This is a genomic window from Methylorubrum podarium, assembly GCF_022179745.1.
Lineage (GTDB): Bacteria > Pseudomonadota > Alphaproteobacteria > Rhizobiales > Beijerinckiaceae > Methylobacterium > Methylobacterium podarium.
This window is the reverse complement of sequence record NZ_BPRD01000130.1, coordinates 1-21,461: the sequence shown is the minus strand read 5'-3', so window position 1 is coordinate 21,461 and position 21,461 is coordinate 1. Positions and strand designations below refer to the sequence as shown.

General features: G+C 69.6%; 22 protein-coding genes and 1 tRNA gene. 12 read left to right on the top strand and 11 right to left on the bottom strand.

Going from position 1 to position 21,461, the window contains the following annotated elements; all coding sequences use genetic code 11:
- The 3 genes from MFF42_RS07060 to MFF42_RS07050 all read right to left on the bottom strand — a co-directional run.
- A partial coding sequence (locus MFF42_RS07060) for an ABC transporter ATP-binding protein (protein WP_238255112.1) occupies window positions 1-1,488 on the bottom strand: 1,488 nt, incomplete at its 3' end.
- Window positions 1,489-1,692: 204 nt separating this feature from the next.
- Window positions 1,693-3,063 carry an MFS transporter gene (locus tag MFF42_RS07055; RefSeq protein ID WP_238255111.1) on the bottom strand — a complete coding sequence of 457 codons (1,371 nt, stop codon included), beginning with the start codon at window positions 3,061-3,063 and terminating at the stop codon, window positions 1,693-1,695.
- Window positions 3,060-3,707 carry a PRC-barrel domain-containing protein gene (locus tag MFF42_RS07050; protein ID WP_238255110.1) on the bottom strand — a complete coding sequence of 216 codons (648 nt, stop codon included), beginning with the start codon at window positions 3,705-3,707 and terminating at the stop codon, window positions 3,060-3,062. The genes MFF42_RS07055 and MFF42_RS07050 overlap by 4 nt, the downstream gene beginning before the upstream one ends.
- Window positions 3,708-4,102: 395 nt before the next feature.
- On the opposite strand from MFF42_RS07050, the gene MFF42_RS07045 reads away from it, so the two are divergent.
- Window positions 4,103-4,477, top strand: a complete 375-nt coding sequence (locus MFF42_RS07045; protein WP_238255109.1) for a hypothetical protein — start codon at window positions 4,103-4,105, stop codon at window positions 4,475-4,477.
- A gap of 48 nt (window positions 4,478-4,525) precedes the next feature.
- Here the strand turns inward: MFF42_RS07045 and MFF42_RS07040 are convergent, their stop codons facing one another.
- Window positions 4,526-4,966, bottom strand: a complete 441-nt coding sequence (locus MFF42_RS07040; protein ID WP_238255108.1) for a PRC-barrel domain-containing protein — start codon at window positions 4,964-4,966, stop codon at window positions 4,526-4,528.
- A 347-nt stretch (window positions 4,967-5,313) separates the two neighbouring features.
- Here MFF42_RS07040 and MFF42_RS07035 point away from each other — a divergent pair, with 347 nt between their 5' ends.
- Window positions 5,314-5,646 (top strand): SWIB/MDM2 domain-containing protein, encoded by a 333-nt coding sequence (locus MFF42_RS07035; RefSeq protein ID WP_017486375.1) that lies wholly within the window; start codon window positions 5,314-5,316, stop codon window positions 5,644-5,646.
- An 88-nt stretch (window positions 5,647-5,734) separates the two neighbouring features.
- Here the strand turns inward: MFF42_RS07035 and MFF42_RS07030 are convergent, their stop codons facing one another.
- Both MFF42_RS07030 and MFF42_RS07025 read right to left on the bottom strand, forming a co-directional pair.
- A complete protein-coding gene (locus tag MFF42_RS07030) occupies window positions 5,735-6,526 on the bottom strand; it encodes an SDR family NAD(P)-dependent oxidoreductase (RefSeq protein ID WP_238255107.1) in 792 nt (263 codons plus the stop codon).
- An 82-nt stretch (window positions 6,527-6,608) separates the two neighbouring features.
- The gene (locus MFF42_RS07025; RefSeq protein WP_373875150.1) at window positions 6,609-7,913 is read right to left on the bottom strand and encodes an MFS transporter; all 1,305 of its coding nucleotides are present in this window, start codon (window positions 7,911-7,913) and stop codon (window positions 6,609-6,611) included.
- A 247-nt stretch (window positions 7,914-8,160) separates the two neighbouring features.
- Here MFF42_RS07025 and MFF42_RS07020 point away from each other — a divergent pair, with 247 nt between their 5' ends.
- From MFF42_RS07020 to MFF42_RS07010, 3 genes are all read left to right on the top strand, one after another.
- Window positions 8,161-9,183: an alpha/beta hydrolase gene (locus MFF42_RS07020; protein WP_238255105.1), complete on the top strand. Its 1,023-nt coding sequence runs from the start codon at window positions 8,161-8,163 to the stop codon at window positions 9,181-9,183.
- 66 nt (window positions 9,184-9,249) lie between these two features.
- On the top strand, window positions 9,250-10,116 hold the full coding sequence (locus MFF42_RS07015; RefSeq protein ID WP_238255104.1) for an NAD(P)-dependent oxidoreductase: 867 nt from the start codon (window positions 9,250-9,252) through the stop codon (window positions 10,114-10,116).
- A 25-nt stretch (window positions 10,117-10,141) separates the two neighbouring features.
- Window positions 10,142-10,669 (top strand): SMI1/KNR4 family protein, encoded by a 528-nt coding sequence (locus MFF42_RS07010; RefSeq protein ID WP_238255103.1) that lies wholly within the window; start codon window positions 10,142-10,144, stop codon window positions 10,667-10,669.
- 55 nt (window positions 10,670-10,724) lie between these two features.
- Here MFF42_RS07010 and MFF42_RS07005 read toward each other — a convergent pair whose 3' ends face one another.
- Window positions 10,725-11,432: a glutathione binding-like protein gene (locus MFF42_RS07005; protein WP_238255102.1), complete on the bottom strand. Its 708-nt coding sequence runs from the start codon at window positions 11,430-11,432 to the stop codon at window positions 10,725-10,727.
- A 171-nt stretch (window positions 11,433-11,603) separates the two neighbouring features.
- On the opposite strand from MFF42_RS07005, the gene MFF42_RS07000 reads away from it, so the two are divergent.
- From MFF42_RS07000 to MFF42_RS06990, 3 genes are all read left to right on the top strand, one after another.
- Window positions 11,604-11,819 (top strand): hypothetical protein, encoded by a 216-nt coding sequence (locus MFF42_RS07000; RefSeq protein WP_238255101.1) that lies wholly within the window; start codon window positions 11,604-11,606, stop codon window positions 11,817-11,819.
- A gap of 51 nt (window positions 11,820-11,870) precedes the next feature.
- A tRNA-Pro gene (locus MFF42_RS06995) sits at window positions 11,871-11,947 on the top strand.
- 28 nt (window positions 11,948-11,975) lie between these two features.
- Window positions 11,976-12,287, top strand: coding sequence for an ETC complex I subunit (locus MFF42_RS06990; protein ID WP_238255100.1), 312 nt, complete (start codon window positions 11,976-11,978; stop codon window positions 12,285-12,287).
- 9 nt (window positions 12,288-12,296) lie between these two features.
- On the opposite strand, the gene MFF42_RS06985 is transcribed toward MFF42_RS06990, so the two are convergent.
- The 3 genes from MFF42_RS06985 to MFF42_RS06975 all read right to left on the bottom strand — a co-directional run bounded on the left by MFF42_RS06985 (window position 12,297) and on the right by MFF42_RS06975 (window position 14,773).
- Window positions 12,297-12,758, bottom strand: a complete 462-nt coding sequence (locus MFF42_RS06985) for a nucleoside deaminase (protein WP_238255099.1) — start codon at window positions 12,756-12,758, stop codon at window positions 12,297-12,299.
- Between the two features lie 112 nt (window positions 12,759-12,870).
- Complete coding sequence (locus tag MFF42_RS06980) at window positions 12,871-13,935, bottom strand: spore photoproduct lyase family protein (RefSeq protein WP_238255098.1); 1,065 nt, start codon at window positions 13,933-13,935, stop codon at window positions 12,871-12,873.
- 58 nt (window positions 13,936-13,993) lie between these two features.
- Window positions 13,994-14,773, bottom strand: coding sequence for an SHOCT domain-containing protein (locus tag MFF42_RS06975; protein WP_238255097.1), 780 nt, complete (start codon window positions 14,771-14,773; stop codon window positions 13,994-13,996).
- Window positions 14,774-15,012: 239 nt separating this feature from the next.
- Between MFF42_RS06975 and glgX the strand changes: the two genes are divergently transcribed.
- From glgX to MFF42_RS06960, 3 genes are all read left to right on the top strand, one after another.
- Window positions 15,013-17,283, top strand: coding sequence for a glycogen debranching protein GlgX (gene glgX, locus MFF42_RS06970; protein ID WP_238255096.1), 2,271 nt, complete (start codon window positions 15,013-15,015; stop codon window positions 17,281-17,283).
- 208 nt (window positions 17,284-17,491) lie between these two features.
- A complete protein-coding gene (locus tag MFF42_RS06965; protein ID WP_238255095.1) occupies window positions 17,492-19,087 on the top strand; it encodes a hybrid sensor histidine kinase/response regulator in 1,596 nt (531 codons plus the stop codon).
- A gap of 26 nt (window positions 19,088-19,113) precedes the next feature.
- Window positions 19,114-19,431 carry a plasmid stabilization protein gene (locus MFF42_RS06960; RefSeq protein ID WP_238255094.1) on the top strand — a complete coding sequence of 106 codons (318 nt, stop codon included), beginning with the start codon at window positions 19,114-19,116 and terminating at the stop codon, window positions 19,429-19,431.
- Between the two features lie 162 nt (window positions 19,432-19,593).
- Here MFF42_RS06960 and MFF42_RS06955 read toward each other — a convergent pair whose 3' ends face one another.
- Complete coding sequence (locus tag MFF42_RS06955) at window positions 19,594-20,808, bottom strand: NADP-dependent isocitrate dehydrogenase (protein ID WP_238255093.1); 1,215 nt, start codon at window positions 20,806-20,808, stop codon at window positions 19,594-19,596.
- A gap of 349 nt (window positions 20,809-21,157) precedes the next feature.
- Here MFF42_RS06955 and MFF42_RS06950 point away from each other — a divergent pair.
- Window positions 21,158-21,461: formaldehyde-activating enzyme (locus tag MFF42_RS06950; RefSeq protein WP_238255092.1), on the top strand; the 304-nt coding region annotated here is incomplete at its 3' end.

The following is a 21,461-nucleotide window of genomic DNA, read 5'->3' as shown; positions in this document are numbered from 1 at the left end:
CAGGATCGCCCGGGCGATGGCGATGCGCTGGCGCTGGCCGCCCGAGAGCTTCACGCCGCGGTCGCCGACGATGGTGTCGAAGCCCTCCGGCAGGGCCTGGATGAAGTCGGTGCAGTGGGCGGCCTCGGCGGCCTTCCAGACCTCCTCGTCGGTCGCGTCGGGCCGGCCGTAGCGGATGTTCTCCCGCAGGGAGCGGTGGAACATCGAGACGTCCTGCGGCACCACCGTGATCGCCTCGCGCAACGATTCCTGCGTGACGCGGGTGATGTCCTGCCCGTTGATGAGGATGCGCCCGCCCTGCACCTCGTAGAAGCGCTGGATCAGCGAGAACAGGGTCGACTTGCCGCCGCCCGACTTGCCGACCAGCCCCACGGTCTGCCCCGGGGGGATGAGCAGGTCGAAATCCGAGAAGACGGCGCGCCCGTCGGGATAGCTGAAGGCCACGTGGTCGAAATGCATCTCGGCGCCGGTCTGGCCGACGAGCGTCTCCGCCTCCGGGTGATCGACGAGTTCGTGCGGCTGCAGCAGGGTGTGCAGCGCCTCCGACAGGCGGGCGGTGTGCTGGGTCGCGTCCACCAACGCCACGGCGAGGTCGCGGGTCGCGGCGAGGATGCGGATGCCGAGGGTGCAGACCAGCACGACCTGACCGGTGGTCGCCTGACCGGCCTCCCACATCTTGATCGACCAGTAGAGCAGGCCGAGGATCGAGAGCACGGTGAGGATGGCGTGGGTGATGCGCAGCTTCTCGAGGTAGAGGAGCGAGGAGCGGCGCGCCCGCATCTCGGTGCCGATGGTGCCGTCGAAGCGCACGAATTCGCGGTTGAAGGCGGAGAAGGCGCGCACCAGCGGCATGTTGCCGACGAGGTCGACCATCTCGCCGTCGACGCTGGCCGCCTTGGCGGCGAAGTCGTGGTGGAGCGGCTTGCCGGCCGAGGCCATCTTGAACATCAGCAACACGACCGCGGCGAAGATGCCGGCGAGCACGAGCGCCATCGTCATGTTCACGGTGCCGATGTAGATGATCGACAGCGTGGCCGCCACGCAGGGCGGCATCACGTTGAACGTGAACATGTTCTCGACGGTGAAGATCGCGTTCGAGGTCGCGGTGATGCGCGAGGCCAGCGTGCCCGGCTGCCGGTCGGCGAAGAACGAGGGCGCGTGGCCCGTCATGTGGCGGAAGAGGTCGCGGCGGATGTCGCCGGTCACGCCGACGAAGGTGAAGGCGCCGACCAGGGCCGCCACGCGCCAGAGCATGTTGTCGGCGGCGATGAAGGCGATCAGCAGGGCGAGCGCCGACCAGACCTGACCGGCGCTCGGACCCTTGCCGAGGGCATCGACCACCCCCTTCAGCGCGTAATCGGTCGAGACCGAGAAGGTCACGGCACCGAGCACGGCGAACAGGATCACGAGGTGCGGGACGATCCGGCGCTTGAGATAGCGCCCGACGAAGGCCCCCGGTCTGTTGGCGTATTGGCAGAGATCTTCCATCGCGATCGTCAGTCCCGATTCGATCAGACCCGCTGGGCGCCGATTGTGGTTTGAGGGCGCAGGGAAGGCCCTTTAACCGCAACGCGAAGCGTCGCCTTATGTTTCAAGCGCGCGCAGCTTTCCGCCGGATAGCGGAGCGAAGATGAACCTGGCTTAAGCGGATGTGCGACGCGAAACGATTCCAACCGCGTCGGCTCGCGCAGGTCAAGACGGCTCGCGTGCCTCGTCCCCGTCCCTGCGCCGCGTCTCGGGCATGATCAGCAGGACGAGGGCCAAGCCGACGGCGCCGACGACGGCGAGTCCCAGGAACGCCGTCTGGCTGCCGAGCTCGTCGGCCATGAAGCCGGCCAAAGCCGTCGAGAGGGCCGCGCCGATGCCCATGCCGGTGCCGACCGCGCCGAGCGCGGTGTTGAAGCGGCCGGTGCCGCGGGTGACGTCGGAGACGATCAGCGGAACCATGACGCCGAGGACGGAGGCCGAGATCCCGTCGAAGACCTGGATCGCCACCATCCAGTAGGGATCGTTCACGAAGGCGAAGAGCAGGCCGCGGACGGGGAGCGCCGCGAAACCGATCACGAGCAGCGGCTTGCGTCCCCAGCTCTGGGCGAGGCGCCCGACGAAGGGGGCGGTGAGGGCGAGCACCGCCTGCGGGACCATGATGCAGGCAGCCACCAGCGCCGTGGCGGTCTCGCTGGCGCGCAGCGTCATGACGCTGCCGACCAGCGGCAGCATCGCGGCGTTGGCCAGGAAGAACAGCACCATGCAGGCGGCGAAGCACAGCAGCGCCCGGTTCTTCAGGAGTACCGCGACGCCGCCGGCCTCCCGCGGTTCCGGCTCGTGGGCCGCCGCCCGGGCCTTGGCGGCCTCCGCGGCGCGCCCGGACGGGATGAAGGAGAGCGAGACCAGGGCCGGGATCACGAGGAGCCCGGCGAGGTAGAACACTGCGTTGTTCGACAGGTAGTAGCCGATCGCGCCCATGCCGGCGGCACCGAGCGCGTTGCCGATCGCGGAGAAGCTCGCGTTGCGCCCCAGCCGCTCGCCGGCCCGGGCATGGCCGACGAGGCCGATGGAGATCGCGGCGATCGCCGGCGTCAGCACGCAGCTCGCCGCCGAGTGGATCGCCATGGCAAGCATGACGACGAGGTAGGTGGGGAGCGCGGCGAGCATCACCGCGCTCGCCCCGACCCAGAAGGCCGAGAACCCGGCGGCGAAGCGCTTCGAGCGGGAGGCGTCGACGAAGGCGCCGCCGGGCATCTGCCCGAGGAGGCTCACGAGGCTGCCGACGGTCAGGGCGAGGCCGATATCGGACTGCGTCCACTTCTGCTGGGTGAAGTAGACGGCCAGGAATGGCCCGAACCCGGTCTGCAGGTTGGCGATGAAGAACGTGAACGCGTCGAGACCGTAGGTCGCGCGGCGCGACGGCCCGGTCGGCCCAGCCGGGCCCGACGCCGGCTCGCTCGGCCGGCCCGACCGGCGCAGCGGACGGGCCCCGCCGCGCTCGCGGAGGTCGGTGCGATGCGTGTCGCGCTCGCGCGCCGGATGCGCGCGCCGTTCCGTCACCGGGATTGCCGTCATTTGTCCGGCGACTTCTCCTGCGGCCGGTCAGGGGCCTTGTCGGACGGGGCGGCGGCCTTCTCGGCGGTGGCGGAGGCGTCGCCTTCCGTCGGCTGGACCGGGGCGCCGGGACTGGTGGCGCCGAGGACGACGATGGGCTCGCCGGACTTGTACTCCGGCGAGACCCGCACTTGGTTGCGATTGAGCTGGAGCGTGAGGCGGCCGACCTTACCCTCTGTGCTGAACTTCAGGACGCGCCAATCCACCGCGATCTTGCGCGAGCCGACGCCGAGAAAGCCGCCGAAATCGATCACGGCGGCGCGGGGACGGCCTTCGCGGTCGACGATGACGTCGATGATCCGGCCGAGGTCGTCGCCGTTCATGGCGCGCACGCTCTTGCCGAGCAGGCTCTCGTAGTCCTGGGTATCGAACACCACGGCCGGGGTGCCGCCGCCCTGGGACGGCGACGCGGCGCCGTTGGCGGGTGCCGCCGGCGCGGCGGGCGCCGTCGCGGGTGCCGTCGCGGGCGCTGCGGCGGGGGGCGAAGCGGCCGCGGGAGGCGATGTGGTCTCGCCGGGGGTCCCCGACGAGCCGTCCGCGGCCATGGCCGCCGTGGCGAGGAGGACGATCGCCGGTGTCACGATCGGCCGGATCAGTCTGCGCACCCCTGTACCTCTCGACAGTCTGGGAAAGTCCGCGTGCCGGCCGCGACGGGCCGGCCGCTGAACGGACGGTATGGGGCGGGCGGACGCATCGTCCATGCCCGGCAACCACGGCGAAGTTGTGGATGGGTGCGAAAAGTCGATCCGGCCGCCTCGATCCCGGCGGGGATGGATGGCTCGCGGCGGGGGCGCCGTCGCGCCGCGAGGCCGCCTCCGGCCCGCGGCAACGGGGTGGACACGGGCACGCCCCGTCTGGTTTTCGCCAAAACCCTGCCTTAGACGGATGCAGGAGATCTTAACGTTGCCGCCCCCTGGCCGTTCTCTCGTCCGGGCCTCCGTCGGAGTCCGGATGGGCCGAGTTCGTGGCCGGGGACGGCGGGTACGAGGACAAGACATTCATGTTTCACCCGTCGAGACTCTGCGCCGCGGCGCTCCTTGCGACGAGCCTCGGTGGCTGCCAAGCCCTCGGCGGCGGCGGCGGCGTGATGCCGGAATCCGATGTCGGCCCGCCGCCTTCCGCCCGCGGCACGCTGCCCGGCCGCCCCCTGCGCAGCGCCCAGACCGACGAGGACGGCCGTCCCCTCGCGGCCGCGCCGACCCGCGTCCTGGAACTGCCGAAGAACATCCGCGGCCAGACCCGCACCGCCGACGAAGGCCCGCGCCGGATCCGCCGGGAGGAGATCGACGGCGAGCCGACGACGCGGACCAGTTCCGGCGGCCTCGCCCCCCAGATGGGTTCGGGCGGCAGCGTCGGCCTCGGCGGCAAGTTCTAAACCCCCGATCCGCGGATCGGGCATCTCGCGAAGCGCGGCGTCGGCGGCTCAGGCCGTCGGCACCTTCCTCCCGCCCCAGTGGTCGTCGAGGCGCCCGCCGTAGCCCGGATCGGAGAACGGGTCCTCGCCGGGCCCGTGCGTCGGCGCGCCTTCGAGGTCGGCGGGGTCGATATCGACCACGTAGCCGCCGAGTTCGACCGAGTAGGTCAGGGCGTTCCACGGCAGCGGATGGTAGGTCTCGCCGAAGCCCAGGAAGCCGCCGAACGACAGCACGGCGTAGGCGACCTGTCCCGACACCTTGTCGACCATGAAATTGTAGACGCTGCCGAGGTGACGGCCGGTCCCGTCATAGACCGGCGTGCCCTCGACCTTGTCGGAGGCGATCAGCCGGGGGGTCTCGTCGGTCGCCACGCCCTCGCCGGAAGCGGGGTCCAGTTCGAGCGTTCCCGGCTTTCGATAGGCCCGCTCCTCGGGCAGATCCGTCGGCATCCAAGTCTCCCGCATGTCCTTGATCGGGCCCCGACGGGCCTGCGATCGAAGAGATCTTCTTGAATGCGATGCGGCAGGCGCGGTTCCCGTCACGGGGCGGCACGCGCGGCGTGAACGGCGGGCGTGAGCGCCCGCATCCGGCCCGATCGGTCCGAAAAACCCCTCCTGGGGCGGATTGGGCTGCGGAAAGGCCCGCTGATCTGTGGATGGACGGCGCAGCGGTGCCGTTCTCCACTTGGAACGGGCGCGGCACCGCTTAGTTGTTGCTCCTCAGTGGCCCGATGCCCCTTGGTGATGCCCTCGGGCCCGGGACACGAATCTGCCGGTCCGCAGGACGGAGGGAAACCATGGCTACCAAGACGACGGAGAAGAAGGCGGCTGCGCCCAAGAGTGCCCCGAAGAAGGAGACCGCCACCAAGGCCGCCTCCGGCACCAAGCCCAACGCGCTTCAGCAGCCCCTGAAGCCGTCTCCCGAACTCGCCGCCATCGTCGGCGACAAGCCCCTGCCGCGCGGCGAGGTCGTCAGCAAGGTGTGGGAGCACATCAAGAAGCACAACCTCCAGAATCCGGAGAACAAGCGCGAGATCGTCGCCGACGACAAGCTCAAGAAGATCTTCGGCAAGGACAAGTGCTCGATGTTCGAGATGAACAAGCATCTCGCGGCGCACCTGAAGTCCTGATCTCGGAAAGCCGTTCGCGGGCCGTCCCTCGGAGTACGGAACCGGTCAGACCGGTCCGTACGTCCGGCGGGCTCGGGAGCGGTCAGCCTCAGGCGATGCCGCGCAGCACGCCGCCATCGACCCGCAGGGCCGCCCCCGTGGTGGCGCTCGCGGCGGGCGTGCAGAGATAGGCCACCATGTTGGCCACCTCCTCCGGCTGCGCGAGGCGTTTCAGGAGCGAGGTCGGCCGGTTCTCGGCGATGAAGGCACGGCCCTTTGTCTCCAGGTCGCCCTCGCCGGCGCCCATCGATTCCAGGAAATCCACCACGCCCTCGGTCATGGTCGGGCCGGGCAGGACGCTGTTGACGGTGACGCCGCTACCGCCCACCGTCTCGGCGAGACCGCGGGAGACGGCGAGCTGCGCCGTCTTCGTCATGCCGTAATGGACCATCTCCGGCGGGATGTTGACGCCCGACTCGCTGGCGATGAACACGATCCGCCCCCAGCCGCGCTCGACCATCGCGGGACCGTAGGCGCGGGCGAGACGGATGCCGCTCATCACGTTCACCTCGAAGAAGCGGCGCCACTCGGCATCCGCGATCTCGAAGAACGGCTTCGGCTCGAAGATGCCGGCATTGTTGACGAGGATGTCGACCCGCGGCAGGGCGGCGACGAGTTCGGCCGCGCCCTCCTCGGTGCCGACGTCGCCGATGCCGGCGATGAACTCTCCCTCCGGCACCTCGCCGCGCAGGCGTTCGATGGCCGCGTCCACCCGCTCGGCGGTGCGGCCGTTGACGGCGACGTAGGCGCCGAGCCGGCCGAGTTCGCGAGCGATCGCGTAGCCGATGCCGCCGGTCGAGCCGGTGACCAGGGCGCTGCGCCCTTTCAGATCGATGTCCATTCTCCGCCTCCGCTCATGGCGATCCGTCCTGTCGAAGCCACAACGCGTGACCGGCGGCTTGGTGCTAGCCGCGGATTCGGGGTCAGGGTCCCGTCCGCCGCAGGCCGCTCGCCAGGGCGCCGGTCAGCGCCAGGGCGACGGCGCACCAGAGCGTGACGGCGAAGGCGCCCACCGGGCCGCCGGGGATCAGGCCGAACAGCACGGCGACCAGTGCCGCGCCCAGCGACTGACCGACGAGCCGCGCGCTCGCCTGCATGCCGCTGGCGCCGCCGCTGCGCTCCCGCGGGGCGCTAATGATGATCACCTTGTTGTTGGGCGACTGGAACAGCCCGAAGCCGACGCCCGAGAGCGTCAGCCGCCAGACGACGTCGAGGGTCGTGGGCGCTTCCGGCAGGAGGGCGAGGGCCGCCATCCCCGCCGCCAGGAGGACGAGGCCGAGGCTGCCGAGCAGCCCCGGCGCCACGCGGTCGGCGAGCCGCCCGGCGAAGGGCGACATCGCTGCGATGGCGAGCGGCCAGGGAGTCATCAGGAAGCCGGTGCGGGTCTCCGAGAAGCCGAGCCCGTCGTGGAAGTAGAAGGGCAGGGCGATGTAGGCGATCATCTGCGCCGCGAAGGAGCAGACCGAGGCCACCATCGACAGGGCGAAGGCCGGGATCCGCAGCAGGTCGAGGGGCAGGAGCGGCGTCGCGAGCCGGATCTGGCTGCGCACGAAGACGAGGCCGATCGCGATCGAGGCGACGATCGCCGCCGCGGCGAGCCGGCGGCCCTCCGGATCGGCGAGGCCGTCGAGCCCGACGATCAGCAGGCCGATGGTGAGGGCGTTGAGACCCGCGCTGCGCAGGTCGAAGCGGCGGGCGGAGCGGGGCGTGTGCGGCAGCGTGCGGAGGCCGACCGCCAGGGCCACGATCCCGACCGGCAGGTTGACGAGGAACAGCCAGGGCCAGGCCGCGACCGAGAGGATCGCGGCGGCGACCGTCGGCCCGGCGGCGGAGGCCATCGCCACGACGAGCGCCACGTTGCCGACCCCGCACCCGATCAGCCGGTGCGGATAGATGAAGCGCACGAGCGCGATGTTGACGCTCATGATCCCGGCCGCGCCGAGCCCCTGGGCGACCCGCGCGGCGGTGAGGCCCGCAAGGTTCGGAGCCACCGCGCAGGCGAGCGAGGCCGCGGTGAAGACGGCGAGCCCGGCGAGATAGACCCGGCGGTAGCCCCAGATCTCGCCGAGCGTCGCCAGCGGCAGCAGGGTTGCGGTGACCGCGATCTGGTAGGCGCTGACGACGAAGATCGCGTCCGAGGCCGGCACGTCGAGGTCACGGGCGATCACCGGCAGAGCGACGTTGACGATCGCTCCGTCGAGCACCGCCATGGCGATGGCAAGCGACATGGCGGAGAGCGCCAGGAGCCGCTCCCGCGGCGGCAGCCCGTCGCCGCCCGCCTCTCCCGTTTTCCGTGCCGTCACCGTCCACCATCCGGAGCTTGCAGGCCGCCGATCCGCCCTATCTGTCCCTCACCGGACGATGCCCGCGCTTCGGCACGGGCCCGTCGTCGGGGCAGAGCCCGAGCCGACCGCGCACCGTTCTGCGACTGTCTCGTCCGTTTCTGAAAGCCGGCCACCGGAGAGCGAAGTGTCCATGCGTGCCCACTCGATCCTTGCGCCCTGCCTCGCACTCTGCCTCGCGCCGCTGCTGGCCCTGACACCGGCTGCCGCCCTTGCCCAGGAGCAGACGCCCCTCGGCATCGGCCTCGAAGGCTTCGCCTATCCCTTTCCGGTGCGGTTCCTGCCCCTGACGCGCGACGGCGAAGCCCAGCGCCTCGCCTACATGGATGTGCCGCCCGCCGACAACGCCAACGGACGCACGGTGCTGCTGCTGCACGGGCGCAACTTCCCTTCGAGCTACTGGGAGCCGGTGATCCGCGCCCTCTCGAACGCGGGCTTCCGGGTGATCGTCCCCGACCAGCTCGGCTTCGGCAAGTCGTCGAAGCCGGTCGGCGCCTTCACCTTCGACCGGATGGCCGCCGACACGATCGCGCTCGCCGACAGCCTCAAGGTCCCGCGCTTCGACATCGTGGCCCATTCCATGGGCGGGATGCTCGCGGTGCGGCTCGCCCGAAGCTACCCGCAGCGGGTCAACAGCCTCGTGCTGGAGGCCCCGATCGGGCTGGAGGATTACCGCTTCACCGTCCCGCCGGTCTCCGACGAGACGCTTCTCGCCCGCGAGGGCGATCTCAGCGCCGACGCCTACCGCAAGCAGCTGATGACGAGCTACGCGCTCTCGATTCCGGCCGCGGCGATCGAGCCGTTCGTCTCGATCCGCGAGCGGGTGAAGGGCTCGGGCGAGTATCCGCGCTGGCTCAAGTCCTTCGTGAACTCCTACCAGATGATCTGGGGCCAGCCGGTCGTCCACGAGATCCCGCTGGTGAAGGCGCCGACCCTGTTCATCATGGGCGCCAACGACCACAACGCCCCCGGCAAGGGCTTCGCCCCGGCGGAGATGCGCTCCGGCATGGGCGACAACACCGGGCATGCCCGCGCGCTCGCCGGCCGGATGCCGAACGGCAAGGCGGAGGTCATCAACAATGTCGGCCACCTCGTCCACATGGAGGCGACCGAGATGTTCAACACGCTGACGCTGGAATTCCTCAACACGCATTGACGCACGCATCGAGGCCCAGCGCGCTCCCCCGAGACGGGGGACGAGGCGGCAATCGGGAGACGATCCATGGATGTCGGTTTCATCGGGCTCGGACGCATGGGCCGGGCCATGGCGGCGCGGCTCGTCGCGGCGGGGCACCGGGTGCGGGTGTGGAACCGCTCGCCCGAGGCGGCGAGGTCGGTCGAGGGCGCCGAGCCCGTGGAAAGCGCCGCCGAGGCCTTTTCCGGGGATGCCGCGATCACCATGCTCGCCGACGACGCCGCCCTGCGCGCCGTGACGATCGAGGGCGGACTGCTCGATTCCGGCCGGCGGCCGGGCGTCCATGTCGGCATGTCCACGATCTCGGTGGCGCTCGCCAAGGAGTTGGCGGCGGTCCACGAACGGGCCGGAGTCGCTTACATCTCCGCCCCGGTCTTCGGCCGGCCGGACGCGGCGGATAAGGGTGCGCTCAACATCATCGCCGCCGGAGACGATGCGGCGATCACGCGGGTCCAGCCGCTGTTCGACGCCATGGGCACCAAGACTTGGCGCTTCGGCACGGAGCCGGAGAAGGCCAACGCCGTCAAGCTCGCGGGCAACTTCATGCTGGTCGCGGCCATCGAGGCGATGGGCGAGGCCGCGGCCTTCGCCGAGGGGCACGGCGTCGCCGGGGCCGACCTGCTGGAGATGCTCACCGGCACCCTGTTCGCCGCGCCGGTCTACAAGAATTACAGCGCGATGATCATGGAGGGCCGTTACGAGCCGCCGGGCTTCACCGTCCGGCTCGGCCTCAAGGACGTCCGCCTCGCGCTGGCCGCGGGGGAAGCGTCCAACGTGCCGATGCCGTTCGCCAGCGTGTTGCGCGACAATCTCCTCGACGCCATCGCCCACGGCGACGGCGACATCGACTTGGCCGGGCTCGCCACGGTGGCCGCCCGGCGCAGCGGCCGCTGAGCCGCATCGTCAGGGCAGCCTCACGATGGCCCTGAGCGAGCTGCTGGCCGTCCTCGCGCCGCCGTCCCATCCGCGGGAGGCCGGCGGCACCCCGTGGCCGGAGGTCGAGCGCCGGCTCTCGACGGCGCTGCCGACCGACTACAAGAGCTTCATCGAGACCTACGGCACGGGCCGGATCGCCGACTTCCTCGTCGTGCTCAATCCGTTCACGGCGAACCGCGACATCGACCTGATCGATCACGCCCTGCACGATCCCGAGGGGATGTCGCTCCTGAAGGACGAGCATCCCGGCCACGACCGGTTCGACCGCTTCCCCGTGGCCGGCGGCATCCTGCCCTTCGCGATCACCGACAACGGCGACACCTTCTACTGGAGGACGGCGCCGTCGCCCGATCGCTGGCCGGTTCTCGTCTACGAGTCGCGCGGGCCGGATCACGATCTGTTCGACGGGCCGATGACGACGGTCCTGGCGGCCCTGCTCAGCGGCGCGGTGAGATCCCGGATCTTTCCGTCCGGCTTTCCGGGCCCTGCGCCGTCCTTCGTTCCGGCGTGACCGCGACACGGAGCGAGGCCGCCGAAGCGACCGGCCGCGCCCCGGGATCGGACGTCTAGCGGTTCGTATTCGCCGCGGTCTGGCCGAACATCACCCGCTTGGCGTCCTCGCTCATCGGCTTTCCGTGGTTCGGGTTGACCTCGGCCGCGCGCGCATAGGCCGCCTTGGTGGCGGGGCGCGCGGCGATCGCCTCGAACCAGCGCTTGAGGTTCGGGTGGTCGTCGAGCCGCTGGCCCTGCTTCTCCCACGGCACGATCCAGGGATAGGCGGCCATGTCGGCGATGGTGTAGTCGGCGCCCGCGACGAAGGCGCGGTCGGCGAGCCGCCGGTCCAGCACGCCGTAGAGACGGTTCGTCTCCTTCACGTAGCGGTCGATGGCGTAGGGGATCTTTTCGGGGGCGTATTGGGAGAAGTGGTGGTTCTGGCCGAGCATCGGCCCGAGGCCGCCCATCTGCCAGAACAGCCATTGCAGGGTCTCGGCCCGGCCGCGCAGGTCGGCGGGGAGGAAGCGCCCCGTCTTCTCAGCGAGGTAGAGCAGGATCGCGCCCGATTCGAACAGCGAGACCGGCTCGGCCCCGTCGGCCGGGGCCTGGTCGATGATGGCGGGCATGCGATTGTTCGGCGCGATCGCCAGGAAGGACGGCTCGAACTGCGCGCCCTTGCCGATATCCACCGGGTGGATGGTGTAGGGGAGGCCGGCCTCCTCCAGGAACATCGTCACCTTGTGACCGTTCGGGGTCGGCCAGTAGTACAGATCGATCATCGGCTACGCCTTGTCTCCGGGCCCGCGGGGCGGGGCTTCCGGCCTGCGGCGAAGTGGGATCGTCGAGCGATTCGATCAAGCCGCGGCCGATGCATCGCGTTGCGTCGATCCGCTGAGGATGTCTTTTACCTTTCCCGTGCTGAGCTGCACCGGACGCAGGAAGGACGGTCGATGGTCTCGGCAATCTCCACGAGTTCGGCGGGCCTGAGCGCCGCGATGCAGCGCTTCGACGGCGCGGCTGCCCGGGTCGCCTCGCCCCGATCCGCCGCCGAGCCGGTCACGGCCGTGACGGACCTCGCCTCGGCCTCGCTCGGGGTTTCCATCAACACGGCGGTGCTGAAATCCTCGATCGAGGCCGAGAAGCGCGTCCTCGACATCCTCGTGTGACCAGCGGCGCCTTGCCGGCCGATAGCCGAGGCGGTATCTCCGTCGCAGCGTCGGGGTGTAGCGCAGTCTGGTAGCGCATCTGCTTTGGGAGCAGAGGGTCGTAGGTTCGAATCCTATCGCCCCGACCATACCTTCCCCGGAGACGTCAGCCGTCCGATGCCGAGCGCCCGCATCTACCGTCCCGCCAAGGATCCCACGCAGTCCGGGCTCGCCCGCACCAAGCAGTGGGTGCTGGAATTCGACCAGACCGAGCCCCGCGAGACCGACCCACTGATGGGCTGGACCGGATCCTCGGACATGCTGCAGCAGGTCCGGCTCGAATTCGACACCGTGGAGGAGGCGGTGGCCTACGCCAAGTCGGCGGGCATCGCCTACCGGGTCGAGGAGACGCCGCCGCCGATCGCGCGCAAGGGCCTGTCCTACTCCGACAATTTCAAGTTCAACCGCACCGCGCCCTGGACGCATTGAGGGCGGGCGTCAGCGCCCCTTCCGCTCCGCCCAGGCGCGGTAGGGGCTCGGCCCGCCGGCGAGCGGGTGGTGGCGGACCTGCATCGGCTGCTCCGCGAGCGGCTGGCACAGCTCGGCGTAGATCCCGGCGCTGAGCAGCCCCTCCGCTTCGGCCTCCTCTGCGGTGAAGGCGAAGTAGCCCTGTTTGACACCGGCGAGCCGCATCGCCGCGTGGCACATCGGGCAGGGCCGCCCGCTGGCGTAGACGATGCAGTCGTCGAGCTTGGGCCGGCCGAGCCGCCGGCTCGCCTCCCGCAGGGCCACCATCTCGGCATGGTCGCTGGGATCGTTGGTGCGGTGGATGCGGTTGGCCGCCCGCGCGACGACCTCCCCGTCCCGCACGATCACCGCGCCGTAGGGCCTGCCGCCCTCGGCAACGTTGGCGAGCGCGAGTTCGGTCGCCTCGCGCAGGTAGCTCTCGTGATCCGGCATTCGTCTCCTCCTGAGAGCATCATCCCGAACGGTGGCCGCCGGCTTTCGCTAAAAGATGATGCAAGACAAAATTCTGGAGCATCGTCCCGGATCCGATATCCGGGACGATGCTCTAGAACGCGTAGCGCACGCGGCAATAGGGCATCCGCTCGGCGAGCAGGGCCTTGAACCGGGCGAGCCATTTCCCCTTCCAGCCGGTGCGGTAGCGCAGGTTGTCGCCGCCGCCCTCCGAGCGCTTGGTCTCCTGGATGTCCGGCCGCCAGAGCAGGGCCTCGGCCTTCGGGTGCCAGCCGAGATTGACCTCGTGCAGCCCGGCATTGTGGGTCAGCATGATGATCTCGCAGGCGAGCTGGCCCTTGGCCGCGTCCGAGATCGTCCCGTCGATCGCGTCGAACAGGGCCGCCCAATCCGCCTCCCACCCTTCGTAGAGGATGACGGGCGAGAAATTGACGTGAACCTCGTAGCCGGCCCTCAGGAAGTCGTCGATCGCGGCGATCCGCTCGGGGATCGGCGCGGTGCGGACATCGACGATGCGGGCGATCCGGGCCGGCATCAGCGAGAAGCGGATGCGGGTGCGCCCCTGCGGATCGTAGGCGAGGAGGTCGCGGTTGACCGCCTTCGTCGCGAAGGAGCCCTTGGCGTTGGGCAGCCCGCGAAACAGCGCGACGAGGTCGCGGACGTTGTCGCAGATCATCGCATCGATCGAGAGGTCGCCGTTCTCGCCGAGATCGTAGACCCAGGCCTGCCCGTCGATCTGGTCCGGCTCGGGCAACGGACCCTGCTTGCCCGCGTGGCGCGCGATCGCCGCACCGACGGCATCGACGTTCACGAACAGCGAGATCGGATTGGAGAAGCCCTTGCGGCGCGGCACGTAGCAGTAGGCGCACGACATGGCGCAGCCGTTCGAGGTCGAGGGCGCGATGAAGTGGGCGGAGCGGCCGTTGGGGCGCATCGCGAGGCCCTTCTTGACGCCGAGCACCAGGGTCGAGCGCTTGATGCGGACCCAATCCTCCACCGAGCCGGCATTGCCGTGAAGTTCGGGGATGTTCCAGTGCGAGGGCACCGCGATCCGCTCGGCGTTCGGGTAGCGGGCCAGGATTTCGCGCCCGCGCGGAAAGTCGGCAACCGCCGGCTCGTGGAAGATGCGGTCGATGTCGATGAGGTCGCGCGGGGGCATCGCCCGGATCTAGGGCGATCGCGGCGCCGCGGCGCGGCCTGCGGCGACAGGCCGTCGGTCAGAGCCGCGCCAGCAGCTCCGCCTTCTTTCCCGAAAACTCCGCGTCGGTCAGCACGCCCTTCCTGTGCAGCTCGGCCAGCCGTTCGAGGATCGAGAGAATGTCGGCGGGACCTGTCTCCGCTGCGGCCGGACTCGGCGCCTGGGCGGCGGGCCGGGGCGACACCGGGCGGGCCGCGAACGCCGACGATACGGACGCCGAGGCGGAGGACGCGCCGCCCGTCGGGGCCGACGACACGGCCGCCATGTCCTGCTCCACCGGCGTCAGATCCTCCAGCGTGAAATCCCCCTGCGGGCCGCTGAAGCGCAGCGAGGCGGTCGCGCCCTGCTGCTGGCTCGCGCCGGTGACGATGCGCTCGGCCGTGTCGTAGAGAGCGAGCCGCCCGTTTGTCTCGACGGCGAGCCGCCGCTTCTCGGGGAAGAAGGCGTAGCGCGTCCCGTTTTGCGCCCCCGCGCTCGACGGAAGGCCCAGCGCGTTCGGCCACCAGTTCCCGGAGGCCGCCTCCTCGCGGAAGCCGGAGAGCGGCAGGGCTGCGGCGAGTTCGGTGCAGAGGGCATCGACCCGGGCCTTCAGGGCATGGTCGTTCATCGATCCGACCATCACCATGCCGCCCCGCGACCACTGGCCGAACCCGCCGAGGTCCGGGTGGTCGAACTGGGCCATGTTGCCCTGGCCCGACTGGAGGGCGCGCAGCAGGTGGCGCACCGCGTCGAGACTCACGCCGTGCCGCTCGGCCAGGGCCGGGAGCCCGGAGGGCCGGTGTTCGGGGTCTTCGATCATCGGCGATTGTCCCCCTGTGAACGTGTCCGTTTCGGTCGATGGAGAGCGTTGCAACGCGAGCCCCCACCGCGAGTTTCGTTCAAGACCTATCACACCGGCCAACCACAGCCGCGGCGGCGCGCAGCGGGTCGGGAAAAATTTGCTGCGCCGCGTCAGCCGGAACGGAGCTTCGCGGTTCCGTGAACGTTCAGAGTCCGGCCGGACCCGCGGGGGCCGCCACAAGCGAGAATGGGACGACGATGGCCGATACCGAAAGGAACGGGATGCCGAAGCCGCGCACGTCGCGCACGCGAATCCGCGAAGGCTCGCCGCATCCCCGCGGGGCGACCTGGGACGGGCGCGGCGTCAACTTCGCGCTGTTCTCGGCCCATGCCACGAAGGTCGAGCTGTGCCTGTTCGACGATGCGGGCGAGAAGGAAGTCGAGCGCATCGAGCTGCCGGAATACACCGACGAGGTCTGGCACGGCTACCTGCCGGATGCGCGCCCCGGCACGATCTACGGCTATCGCGTGCACGGACCCTACGAGCCGGAGGCCGGCCACCGCTTCAACCACAACAAGCTCCTGATCGACCCCTACGCCAAGGGCCTCGTCGGCACCATCGAGTGGAACCCGGCCCTGTTCGGCTACAAGATGGAGACCGGCGACGACCTCACCTTCGATGAGCGCGACTCCGCCCCCTATACCCGCCGCTCCCGCGTGATCGATCCGGCCTTCACCTGGGGCCGCGATGCCAAGCCCCGCGTGCCGTGGGAGCGCACCATCGTCTACGAGACCCACGTGAAGGGCTTCACCAAGCTGCATCCGGCGGTGCCGGAGAAGCTGCGCGGCACCTATGCCGGCATGGGGCACCCGGCGGTGCTCGACTACATCAAGAGCCTCGGCGTCACCTCGGTCGAGCTTCTGCCGGTGCATTCCTTCGTGCAGGACGACTACCTGCAGCAGAAGGGCCTGATCAATTACTGGGGCTACAACACCATCTCGTTCTTCACGCCCGCCCGGCGCTACGCCGCGGTGCCGGACTTCGCCTTCTCCGAGTTCAAGGAGATGGTGGCCCGGATGCACGGCGCCGGCCTCGAGGTGATCCTCGACGTGGTCTACAACCACACGGCGGAGGGCAACGAGAAGGGCCCGACGCTGTCCTTCAAGGGCGTCGACAACGCCTCCTATTACCGCCTGCTGCCGAACCAGCCGCGCTACTACATCAACGACACCGGCACGGGGAACACCTTCAATCTCTCGCATCCCCGCGTGCTTCAGCTCGTCACCGACAGCCTGCGCTACTGGGCCAACGAGATGCGGGTCGACGGCTTCCGCTTCGATCTCGCCACCATCCTCGGCCGCGAGCCCTACGGCTTCGACGAGGGCGGCGGCTTCCTCGACACCTGCCGCCAGGATCCGGTGCTCAACGACGTGAAGCTCATCGCCGAGCCGTGGGATTGCGGCCCCGGCGGCTACCAGGTCGGCGGCTTCCCGCCGGGCTGGGCCGAGTGGAACGACCGGTTCCGCGACGACGTGCGCGGCTACTGGAAGGGCGATGCCGGGCTCCTGCCGGGGCTCGCCTCGCGCATCACCGCCTCCGCCGACAAGTTCAACAAGCGCGGACGCCGGCCCTGGGCCTCGGTGAACTTCATCACCGCGCATGACGGCTTCACCCTCAACGACACGGTTTCGTACAACGAGAAGCACAACGAGGCGAACGGCGAAGGCAACCGCGACGGGCACGGCCACAACCTGTCCTACAATTACGGCGTCGAGGGCCCGACCGACGATCCGGAGATCCGCTCGGTCCGCTTGCGCCAGATGCGCAACCTGCTCGCCACCCTGTTCCTGTCGAAGGGCACGCCGATGCTGCTCGCCGGCGACGAGTTCGCCCGCACGCAACAGGGCAACAACAACGCCTATTGCCAGGACAACGAGGTGTCCTGGGTCGATTGGGGCGCCATCGGCGAGGAGGAGCGGGATCTCGCCGAGTTCACGCAGCGCCTGATCCTGCTCCGCAACGCCCTGCCGATGCTGTCGCGCGGCCGCTTCGTGACGGGGGCCTACGACGAGGAATTCGGCGTCAAGGACGTGACCTGGCTCACCCCCGCCGGCACCGAGATGACGCCGGAGAACTGGAACGACGGCAATTCGCGCACGCTGGCCGTGCTGCTCGACGGGCGCGCCCAGGCGAGCGGCATCCACAAGCGCGGCGGCGACGCGACCCTGCTCCTGTTCTACAACGCCTATCACGACGTGGTGGACTTCACCCTGCCCGAGGCGCCGGGCGGCACGGCCTGGACGCGGCTCCTCGACACCAACCTGCCGGACAGCCAGGAGGTGGAGAGTTTCGCCGTCGGCGAGAGTTACTCGGTCACCGGCCGCTCGATGCTGATGTTCGTCCTCAAGCCCGTGGAGAACCATGACGAGGAGCACAGCGACATGGAGCGCTCCTACCAGTACGTGATGCAGGCCTTCGAGCGCGCGAACGTCGAGAGCGTGAGCTTCGGGATCGACGAGGAGGGCTGAACACCCCGAGGAGGGGCCGCCCCCGCGGGCGGCCCCTCCGCCGCAACGGTTCCGAGGCCGGGATCGGTCCCGCCGCCTCGTCCTGCACTTTGCAACGTCTTTCCGCCAAAGCCGGGAGGCCACCCTTCCGGACGACGCTCACCCTTCGGAGAGAGGAGACGGCGCCGACGCCGGTGGCCTCGACCGCCACGCCACGCCGCGGGTTCGCATGATCGACATCCCCGAGAAGAGACCCCACGGCGACCATCCGAGCGTCGAGACCGGCGCGGCCGGCCACGAATTCGATTCGGGCAGCGACATCTTCTTCGCGGCCGTCGCGATGACGCGCATGCCGATGGTGGTGGCCGATCCCAACCGGCAGGACCACCCGATCGTCTTCGCGAACCAAGCCTTCCTCGAGATGACGGGCTACGCGCGGGAGGAGGTGATCGGCCGCAACTGCCGCTTCCTCCAGGGCCCCGAGACCGATCCGGCGACGCGGGCGCAGGTCCGCGAGGCCATCACCGCGCGGCGCGACATCGCCACCGAGATCCTCAACTATCGCAAGGACGGCTCGACCTTCTGGAACGCCCTGTTCGTGAGCCCGGTCTACAACGCGGCCGGCGACCTCGTGTACTTCTTCGGCTCGCAGCTCGACATCACCCGCCGCCGCCTCGCCGAGGAATCGCTGCACCAGGCGCAGAAGATGGAGGCGATCGGGCAGCTGACGGGCGGGATCGCCCACGACTTTAACAACCTGCTCCAGGTCATCCTGGGCTACGCCGACTCGCTGGCGACCAATCTCGAGCGGCCGGACGCCGATCCGGGCCGCATGGGCCGCGCCGTCGGCAACATCCGCGAGGCGGCGGAGCGGGCCTCGACGCTGACGCAGCAGCTGCTCGCCTTCGCCCGCAAGCAGCGCCTCGTCGGCCGCACCCTCAACCTCAACGATCTCGTCTCGGAGACGAAGGAGCTGGCGGAGCGCACGCTGGGCGAGGCGGTGACGATCGAGACCGACCTCGCCCCCGATCTCCGCGCCTGCCGGATCGATCGGACCCAGGCCGAGGTGGCCCTGCTCAACGTGCTCATCAACGCCCGCGACGCGATGCCGGAGGGCGGGCGCGTCACCATCACGACCCGGAACGAGGAATCCGGCCGCCCCGACGGCACGGATCGCCTCGTCAGCGTCGCGGTGACGGACACGGGCTCCGGCATTCCCTCGGATCTCCTCGCGCGGGTGATGGACCCGTTCTTCACCACGAAGGAGGAGGGCAAGGGCACGGGTCTCGGCCTGTCGATGGTCTACGGCTTCGCCAAGCAGTCCGGCGGTTTCGCGCAGATCGAGTCGGTGGTGGGGGAGGGGACGACCGTGCGGCTGTCCTTCCCGGCGACCGAGGAGGAGGGTGAGCCGAGCCGGGAGCCTCCGCCGGTCGAGGAGCGGCCGGGGACCGAGACGGTGCTGATCGTCGACGACCGCGCCGATGTCGGCGAGCTCGCCCGGGCGATCCTGCGCGATTACGGCTACGGCACCCTGATGGCCCGCCACGGCCGCGAGGCCCTGGAGATTCTCGGCGACCACCCGGAGATCGACCTGCTCTTCTCCGACCTGATCATGCCCGGCGGCATGGATGGCCTGTCGCTCGCCCGCGAGGCGCGCCGCCGCCACCCCGCTCTCAGGATTTTGCTCACCACCGGCTATGCCGAGGCCAGCCTGGAGCGAACCGGCATGGGGCGTCCGGAGTTCGATATCCTGAACAAGCCGTACCGGCGCGCCGAGTTGATCCGGCGGGTGCGGGCGACCCTCGACGCGCCGATCTGTACCTGACCGGCGCGGCCAATCGGGAGAGCATCATGGCTCAGGGCGACAAGTCGAAATACACCGACAAGCAGATCCGCAAGGCGGAGCACATCGCCGAATCCTACGAGTCCCGCGGCGTGCCCGAGAAGGAAGCCGAATCTCGGGCCTGGGCGACCGTCAACAAGGACGACGGCGGCGGCAAGAAGCCCGGCGGCTCGGGCCGCGGCCGCTCGACCGGCCATCCCGCCGCCCACAAGGGCGGCCGCAGCGGCGGCACGGCGTCGGCCTCGCGCACGAAGGAAGAGCGCTCGGCGTCCGCGAAGAAGGCGGCCGAGACACGCAAGCGCAACGCGGCGAAGAAGACGGGGTAACGCGGTGCTGCTCCCTCTCCCCTCCGCGGGAGAGGGTGGCCCCCGAAGGGGGTCGGGTGAGGGGCGGCTCAGGTTCTTCCAGAAGCGTCGCTCCCCTCTCCCGCCTCGCATCCGCGAGGCACCCTCCCCCGCAGAGGGGGGAGGGCGATCGATGCGGCAGCTTCACGCCGCCATCGCCGCCTTCAGGTTCTCGTCGACCTTGTCGAGGAAGCCGTTGGTGGTGAGCCACTTCTGGTCCGGGCCGACGAGGAGGGCGAGGTCCTTGGTCATGTGACCGGCCTCGACCGTGTCGACGCAGACCTTCTCCAAGGTCGCAGCGAACTTCGCGAGATCGGCGTTGTCGTCGAGCTTGGCACGGTGGGCGAGGCCGCGGGTCCAGGCGAAGATCGAGGCGATCGAGTTGGTCGAGGTCGCCTTGCCCTTCTGGTGCTCGCGGTAGTGGCGGGTCACCGTCCCGTGCGCCGCCTCGGCCTCGACGGTCTGGCCGTCCGGCGTCATCAGCACCGAGGTCATCAGGCCGAGCGAGCCGAAGCCCTGCGCCGCCGTGTCGGACTGCACGTCGCCGTCGTAGTTCTTGCAGGCCCAGACGTAGCCGCCGGACCACTTGAGGCAGGAGGCCACCATGTCGTCGATCAGGCGGTGCTCGTAGGTCAGGCCGAGCGACTGGAACTTCGACTTGAACTCCTCGTCGAACACCTTCTGGAACAGGTCCTTGAAGCGGCCGTCATACGTCTTCAGGATGGTGTTTTTCGTCGAGAGATAAACCGGGTATTTCCGAGCCAGTCCGTAGTTGAAGGAGGCCCGGGCGAAGTCGATGATCGACTGGTCGAGGTTGTACATCGACATCGCGACGCCGGCGTCGGGGAACTTGAACACCTCCTTCTCGATCACGGTGCCGTCGTCGCCCTCGAACTTGATGGTGAGGCGGCCCTTGCCCGGCACCTTGAAGTCGGTGGCGCGGTACTGGTCGCCGTAGGCGTGGCGGCCGATCACGAAGGGCTGGGTCCAGCCGGGAACGAGGCGGGGCACGTTCGAGCAGATGATCGGCTCGCGGAAGATCACGCCGCCGAGGATGTTGCGGATGGTGCCGTTGGGCGAGCGCCACATCTCCTTGAGCTTGAACTCCTCGACGCGGGCCTCGTCGGGCGTGATCGTGGCGCATTTCACGCCGACGCCGTGGCGCTTGATCGCCTCCGCCGCGTCGATCGTGACCTGGTCATTGGTGGCGTCGCGGTGCTCGACGCCGAGGTCGTAATAGTCGAGGTCGAGATCGAGGTAGGGGTGGATGAGCTTGTTCTTGATCTCCGCCCAGATGATCCGGGTCATCTCGTCGCCGTCGAGCTCGACGACCGGATTGGCCACCTTGATCTTCGCCATGTCGGTCCCTCGATTGCCCGGTGCCGCGCGATCGGCCGACTGCCCTTCGCGCGTCTCTCCGGAACCCTGTCGCCGCCCCTATAACGCAGCGCAGCAAGGCGACAAAGCCGGGCTCGGGAAGCCTGTTTCGGATCCGTGAAACTGTTACCGGCCCTTGCGGTAGGGTGGTGTGCCCCGAACCCGGCTACGCGGTGAGGCCGGCCAGCGGGACGGTCGTTCGGCCAAAGCGAGTGTCGGTCCGGCACAAGAGCGCGCGGTTGCGCAGCGCTAAGCGGCCTGGACAAACGCGGCCGGCACTGCGACGACCCCGCGCGTCGCACGAACGGCCGATCACGAGGAAGGACACACCATGAGCGACCGCATCATCCTGCGCGCCGGCGAGGCCCTCGTCGCGGGCGGGCCGCCCAACACGGCGAGCGAGCCCGAGGTCATCATCGGCGAGCTCGACGGGCCCGTCGGCACCGCGCTCGCCACCCTGACCGGCGATCAGGTCGTCGGCCACAGCCGCGTCTTCGCGCTCCTGAACACCGACATCATGGTCCGCCCTGTGACGCTGTGCGTCTCGAAGGTGAGCGTGACCGAGAACAAGTACACCTCGATCCTGATGGGCACGGTGCAGTACGCCATCGCCAACGGCGTGCTCGACGCGGTGC